Annotated in this window: 6 protein-coding genes; 3 read left to right on the top strand and 3 right to left on the bottom strand. The window is 63.0% G+C overall.

Features of this window, described 5'->3' with window-relative positions:
* Positions 1–170 precede the first annotated feature (170 nt).
* The 3 genes from AMA01_RS13970 to AMA01_RS13290 form a co-directional block, all read right to left on the bottom strand.
* Positions 171–347: a hypothetical protein gene (locus AMA01_RS13970; protein WP_014463205.1), complete on the bottom strand. Its 177-nt coding sequence runs from the start codon at positions 345–347 to the stop codon at positions 171–173.
* Between the two features lie 125 nt (positions 348–472).
* Entirely contained in the window at positions 473–2077 is a 1605-nt protein-coding gene (locus tag AMA01_RS13295) for a S53 family peptidase (protein ID WP_067851723.1), read from the bottom strand.
* Between the two features lie 131 nt (positions 2078–2208).
* Positions 2209–3138 (bottom strand): LysR family transcriptional regulator, encoded by a 930-nt coding sequence (locus AMA01_RS13290; RefSeq protein WP_067851721.1) that lies wholly within the window; start codon positions 3136–3138, stop codon positions 2209–2211.
* 134 nt (positions 3139–3272) lie between these two features.
* Between AMA01_RS13290 and AMA01_RS13285 the strand changes: the two genes are divergently transcribed.
* From AMA01_RS13285 to AMA01_RS13275, 3 genes are read left to right on the top strand one after another with little or no spacing between them, the layout of a single operon-like run.
* Positions 3273–4898, top strand: coding sequence for an MFS transporter (locus AMA01_RS13285; protein WP_067851719.1), 1626 nt, complete (start codon positions 3273–3275; stop codon positions 4896–4898).
* A gap of 43 nt (positions 4899–4941) precedes the next feature.
* A complete protein-coding gene (locus AMA01_RS13280; RefSeq protein ID WP_067851717.1) occupies positions 4942–6057 on the top strand; it encodes a 5-methyltetrahydropteroyltriglutamate--homocysteine S-methyltransferase in 1116 nt (371 codons plus the stop codon).
* 28 nt (positions 6058–6085) lie between these two features.
* The gene (locus AMA01_RS13275; protein WP_067851715.1) at positions 6086–6559 is read left to right on the top strand and encodes a GtrA family protein; all 474 of its coding nucleotides are present in this window, start codon (positions 6086–6088) and stop codon (positions 6557–6559) included.
* The last annotated feature ends 501 nt before the right edge of the window (positions 6560–7060 follow it).

Below are 7060 nucleotides of genomic sequence, written 5' to 3'. Positions count from 1 at the left end.
TCGCGCAAGAAACTTGAGGACGATCCGTCCCGCCCATGGCGGATCGTGACCGAACCAGGCGTGGGCTATCGATTGGCGGTTGAACCGCCGGAGGCGTGAAAAGGCCGCCCAAGCCGGGCGGCCGACATGTCTTTGCCGAGAGGAGCCTTCCGGGACGCGGCGCGCAGCGCTCAGTCGTCCACGTCGACCTCTTTGTGCTCGCGGACGATGTGATTGTAATCGTAGCCGTGCTCACAGTGCTGGCAGTGCACGCGTACCACAAGCTCGCCTTCGGGCACCTCGACGATGTTTTTCTTCTCGCACCGCGGGCAGATGGATTCAACAATCCAATGCTTATGATGGCTCATGCGATCGCCTCCCCACGCACAACGTTTGAGCGTATCACACCCGCTTCAAATCTGGATTGAATCCTCCTCATGGCCTGAGGATAAGAGACGCCGGGCGCTCGGCAAGTACCAGACCGGGCCTCGGTTCAGTCGAGCCCGTGCAGGAAGTAGTACGCGTCGATGGAGCCGAAGCCCGTCGGATGATCCCATCCAGGCCCCGCGCTGTACGCCCCATTCGATCCGGCTGTCATGTCGTGAAACGCATATGGCGCGTACGACGTGTTGCGCGCCATCGCGTAGATGCCCACGTCCGCCAGTCCAACGGGCGCCTTGCCTTCGAGTGCGCGGGCCTGATCGATGAGCGCAAACGTGGCCGCCATCATCGGCGCCACGAAGCTCGCGCCGCCCGCCATCTCCCACTGGCCCTGATAGTAAAAGTCGTATCCGGTGGCCGGGTCCGCGTTCAGGCTGACGTCGCACGTCTGGCGATAGCCGGTCTGCGGCACGCCCGGCCCGTACTGCCACCAGGGCTCGCCGTACACCGAGCTCACGCCGCCCCCCGTGTCGGACCAGGCCGTCTCCTGAAGGCGTTGGCCGCCCGCCCCGAGCACGAGCCGCGTGCCGCCGCACGCGGTCACGTACGGATCGGACGAAGGATAGTCGACGTCCGTTCCGTTCGTTCCATCGGACGATCCGCTGTCCCCCGCCGCCGCAAACATGCTCTGTCCCTGCGCGGCCATTTGCATAAAGATCTGGTGCTCCGCCTGCATCGTGGACGAATCCGTCTCCGATTCGGGCGCGCCCCAACTCGTCGTGACCACGTGCGCCCCGTCGTCCGCGGCGACCTGCGCGAACGCGTCGATGAACGACTGGGCGTCCGGCTGCGCCGCTTCATACACGGCAAGCGACGCGGTCGGCGCAATGGCGTGCGCCCATTCGCAGTCGAGCGTGGTCTCGTCGTCGGGTGGCGTGTACGATCCGTCGATCACGCGCTGGCGCACCACGGGATTCGGCAGGCCGAAGGCGCGATCGAACGCCTGGATATCCGATAGCTGGACGGAGCCGGAGGTCACCACCGCAATCACCTGGCCGCGACCCATGTAGTGGCTGTAGAGTGGCGTGTAGTCGTAGGCGCGCTGAATCTGCGCGGGCGTGTAGCCACCGCCCGCCGGCGCGGCATGCGCCATCACGAGGTGGCACTCCACCGTTGCGCTTGCCAGACCCACGACGGCCGACACTTGTGCGGCCAGCGGCGCGGGCAGCGTGGCGGCCCCATCCGGCGCATACCACGTAGCCGCGCCCTTCTCATACGTCACCTCGCGCACGCCAAACGCCCGCTCCACGTCGCGCGCCGATCCGGCCACCGTGAGCACCATCGGGTCAGCCGTCTGCGCCGCGCTGAGCCCGTAGGCCCGCAGCCCCTGAACCACAGCTTGCACATCCACCTTGGTCGGCGCGAACGCCGCGTCGAATTCGGCGGGCGTCAAAAACCGCCCCGCGTCCGGCGATCCCGGCGTATACAAGTTTTGAATGAGGCGCTCGAGCTCATCCTCATGTCGCAGCCGGAGCGTGATCACCAGATGCATCGGTTGCGAAGGCGACAGCGCCCCATGCGGTTGAGCGCCGCGCGTGCGCGGATCTGGCGAGGCCACCACCACCCGTTCCTGAAGCGGTGCGGCATAAACTGCCGCCGGCGCGGCAAAAGCCATTGAAGCGGCTGCGGCGACGGACAGCCGTGTGAGCGCTCGCATGCGGAACCCTCCCTGTGTCTGTCGATTCTGTTCTTTCTAGTTAACCGACAGTATAAAGGGAGGATACTTACATTTATAGTTAAAAAAAGAGGAACCTGAATCGCATTCTGGTTCCCCTTCGTGCTCCATGGTCAGTTTGGCGACGGCGTCCATCCCTCCACGCCGCGGACGCCCTCATGGCCCACCAGTTGAGCGAAGTACCGCCGGGCGAATTCGCGAAACGCCTCGGCGGCGCGCGTGAGGTGATGCCTCCTCGACCAAGCGAGGCCGATGACGCGCTCGCATCGCGGCGCCTCAATTCGCAGCCGTCTCGTCTCGTGCTCCTCCTTTTCCCACCACGTCAGGGCCGGCACGAACGCAACCCCCAGGCCCTGGCGGACGAGATCGGCAATCACGTCGGCCTCATCCCCCGAAAAATGCACCTTCGGTTCGAAGCCCGCTCGTCTGCAGAAGCCGTCCGTCAGCTCCCGGAATTCGTGCCCCTTGTTGACGCAGATGAACGGCTCGTCCCGGAGTTCGGCCAGGCGAACCACACCGCGGCCCGACATGGGATGGTCGGGCGGCACAATCAGATACACCTCTTCCACCATGAGCGGCTCCCAGGCGATCTCGTCCCCCTTGATCTCGGCGCCCGCGATACAAAAATCCGCCTCGCCGCGCGCGATATGCATGGCCATCTCCTCCGCGCTTCCCGTGTACTGGCGAATCCTCACACGCGGGTGCTCGCGGAGAAACGCGCGCAAGAGCCCCGGCAACAGGCGCGTGGTCGACACCGTGAGGATGACCGTCTCTTCGTTCGCCTTCGCCATCTGCCTGAGCTCGCGCTTCCCCTCCTCAATCTCCGTCAGCGCCCGATCCACCCGGGCCAAAAACGCCCGCCCATACGCGTTCAAGCGCAAATTCCGGCCCGTGCGGTCAAACAGCGGCACGCCAACCTCGGCCTCGAGGCGGGCAATGGTCTTGCTGAGAGAGGGCTGGGCGATGCGAAGTTCCATCGCTGCGCGCGTCACATGCTCCCACCGCGCGAGCGTTCGAAAATACGTCAACTGAAGAAGGTCCATGGTGCGCCCCCAAACTCTTATGCCTCTTTAATTATCGCTTCATAATTCTTTATGTATTTTACGGAATGATTCCACCCCTCTACAATGGGATTCGTTTGCGCAGCCAGTACTCACGAAACCGAAAGGAGGCCACCATGGAAGCCCTAAGCGAACATGTGCACCCGAAGGCGCGCCTCGCCATGATCCTCGCCGCCACGGCGCTTTCGTTTGGTCCCCAGTACATCGCCAACGTGTCTTCCATCCTGGATCAGTCGCTGCTTCAGTCGGGGCTTGCCGAAGGCTTGCGCGCCTTCGCACTCGCCGCGACGTTGTCTAATCTGGGGTTTGCCGCCTGCGTGCCCATCGGGCTGCGGCTCACGCAGCGGTTCGGGTTGAGGCAAACCTATCTGCCGCTCGCCGCGCTGTTCCTCGCAGCCTGCGCGCTGTCGGCTACGGCGCCCAATCCGCCGGTCTTCGCCATCAGCCGCACGATCGAAGGTGTTGCCGCGGGCAGTCTCTTTCTCACCACCCTGCCCGTGAGCCTCACCTCGTTCCCGGCGCCCATTCGCGGCCGCTTCATCGCCTACGCCATCGGCGGCCTGTACGGCATGTCGGCCCTCGGCACCGTCGTCGGCGCCGTCGCCCTTCTGGTGACGTCCTGGCGCTGGGTCTTTGCGATTGCGGGGCTCCTGTCAGCACTGGGAATCGTCCTCGGACTGCTGTCCCTGCCCCACCAACCGGCCGCGCCCGGAGCCAGGTGGGACTTCCCTGGCACGCTGCTCCTTGCCGCGATGGCCGCTTCCCTTGCTCCGCCCCTCGTCCAGATTCGGTTCGCGGGCCTCGGCGCAACAAGTGTCTGGCCTTGGCTCATCACCGGGGCGCTCCTCTTTCTCGTCTGGATAGCCTGGGAGACTCAGTCGCGCGCCCCGCTCCTGCAGTACAGAGCCATCCGCACGGTGCGCCAGATTTCGGGTGCGGCCATGGCCATTTTGTCCCACGTCGCACTCATCTTCGTGCTCGTCGCAGGATACCAGTGGCTGCAAGCATTGGATGACGCCTCTTCTCGCCAGTGGCTCACGGCCGCTCTCCTCTTCGTCGGCTGCCTGGTTGTCGTGGCAGTCGCGGCAATGTGGCTGCATCCCGTGGTCGGCCCAGGCGTCCTTGGCGCAATCGGATCGGTCGGCGTTCTCGCCGTCGGCTGGCTGTGGCGAGAGCAAACCTCCGGCGTTTCTGTCGCTCGCGTCAGCTGCGAAATGGCCGTGGCGGTCTGCCTCATCGGGCTCGTGCTCATCATGGGCGCGCTCACCACCGCGCTCGCTGGCGATCTCCACGAAGCGCGGCTGCGATCCTGCTCGCTCCACTTCCACAGAAACCTCGCTGGCGCCCTGGCCCCGTCCTTCGCAGGCTGGTGGATGGCCAGAAGCGCCGCCGTCGCCTATGAACACCTGCGCGATCACGCCACCCTGTTCCAGCCGAGCGCGCTGTACGCGTATCAGAAGCTGGTGGCGGCATTCGAGCTCAAGACGGGATCGCTTGCGGAAGCGGAGCAGCTCGCGGGTGCCGCGCTGCTCGCAAAGGCGGAACGCATTTCACTCGTGGCCGCCCTGCATCACACCGCGGACGTCGTGCTTGTCATCGGCTGCGCCATGTTGGCGGCTTCCGTCGCCATGGCGGTCACGGGCAAGGGGCGCCCGCTGTCTCAGCCCGCGCCGGCGGGGAGCCATGTGCCCGCGCAGCGCGAAGTCTCCGAAGCCAAACCGCGCACGTTTGTGGTACGATGACCTCGTCCAACACACGAAATCTTGAACGACGAGGATGATCGCCATGTCACACGCAAATCTCGGCCACAAGCCGCCGTTCCGCGCGGATCAGGTGGGGAGCCTGCTCCGCCCCGAGCCTGTCAAGGAGGCGCGCCGGCGCTTTTTTGCCGGCGAGATCGACCAGGACACCCTCACGGCGGTGGAAAACGACGCCATCCGCGAGATTGTCGCCAAGCAAAAGGACATTGGGCTCGCCGCCGTCACCGATGGCGAACTGCGCCGCTCGTGGTGGCACTTCGACTTCCTCGAGCACCTCGAGGGCGTGCAGGGTTACGAGCCCGAGCAGGGCGGCATTCAGTTCCACAACGTGACCACCCGCCCCCGCGCCATCCGCGTGGTGGGCAAGCTCGGTTTCCCAAAGGATCACCCGATGCTCGCGCATTTCCGCTTCCTGCATCACGTCGCGGGAGAACACGTGGCGAAGATGACCATCCCGAGCCCGAGCATGCTGCACTTCCGCGGCGAACTGGTGGATGGCGTGTACCCAGACGAGGACGAGATGTTCCACGATCTCGCCCTGGCCTACCAGGACGCCATTCGCGCATTCTACGACGCGGGCTGCCGCTATCTGCAGCTCGACGACACCGCTTGGGCGTATCTATGCTCGGACGAGCAGAAGCAGCAGATGATGGCCAAAGGGCGGGACCCGAAGCGGCTTGAGGCCAAGTATGCGGAGACCATCAACAAGGCGCTCGAGGGGAAACCCGCGGACATGACCATCACCATGCACATCTGCCGTGGGAACTTCCGCTCCACCTGGATTTCGTCCGGTGGGTACGAACCCGTCGCCGAGACGTTGTTCCAGAAGCTGAACATCGACGGTTTCTTCCTCGAATACGATACAGAGCGGGCGGGCGGGTTTGAGCCGCTCCGGTTTGTGAACCGCAAGTCGCTTACCATCGTGCTCGGCCTCATCACCAGCAAACACGGAGCGCTCGAGGACAAGGACGAGGTCAAGCGGCGGATTGACGAGGCGACACACTACGTCCCGCTCGAGCAGCTTTGCCTGAGCCCACAGTGCGGCTTTGCGTCGACGGAAGAGGGGAACCTGCTGACCGAGGACGAACAGTGGGCCAAGCTGCGCCACGTCGTCGAGATTGCGCACGAGGTCTGGAACTGACAGACAAGGACGATAAAAGAGGGGTCAAATGGTGTACGCGGTGCGCGTCGTCTACCGCTATGTGCGGCGCTACTTCAAGTTTCTGCTCGTCGGCGTGATGAACGCGGCCGTCGATCTCGGCGTGTTAAACGCGCTTCTGCTCGCGTTTCCGACGAGGTCTCCGCTTGTGCTGATGGCGTACAACACAATCGGCGTCATGGCGGCCATCTGCAACAGCTACTTGTGGAACCGGTTCTGGACCTTCGGCGACATCGCGACGGGATCCCGCAGGGAGAAAATGAAGTTCGCGCTGCAGTCGCTCATCAACCTGGTGTTGAACGACGCGATTCTGGTGGGCGCGAACGACTACCTGGTCACGCATCGCGGGCTCCCCTATATGCTGGGGAGCAACCTCGCCAAGGGCGGCGCGATGTTCGTTTCGTCGTCCGTGTCGTACGTGTTCATGCGCATGTTCGTGTTTAAGCGGCGAAATGTGCTTCACCTGGAGACGCATCGCCGATAGGAAGCTTGCGCTAACAGGTCCAATGGATTGGATTTGAAATCAACAATTACCTTCCCACATTTTCGTCTTCCATGCTATGATCAGTTTGTCACCCATGCGCGCGCATTCCTCAAATCAGGGTGGTGTCCACGGGGACTGCGCGCGCATTTGGTTTTTTTACTTGATTTCCTCTCTTTGAACATCGCTCCCTTGACTTCCAGGAAAGAAATGATAAGATTAGGAAAGGGCTTGTTGCTGCGCCATTGCGGATCGCTGATCTCCTGGGTTCATGAACCTGTTTTTCTTTCCGTCCATTTAGCATCGTGCCTTCCCTGTTCCTGCTAACCCTGTTTTCGCTGACGACACCTGATTCTCGAATAGGGATACGCGCAAAACGCCTCATGCCGAACGGTGGATGAATCCGATTGGCAGACACCCCTATGATTCGGTAAACACCCCCTCGAAAACTGGGTATTGACAATCAAGAAATATCAAATTATGATCCAATCAACTTTTATCTAC

Source organism: Alicyclobacillus mali NBRC 102425, from assembly GCF_001570745.1.
Lineage (GTDB): Bacteria > Bacillota > Bacilli > Alicyclobacillales > Alicyclobacillaceae > Alicyclobacillus > Alicyclobacillus mali.
Note: the sequence above shows the minus strand (reverse complement) of the source record. Positions and strands in the feature narration are given on the sequence as shown.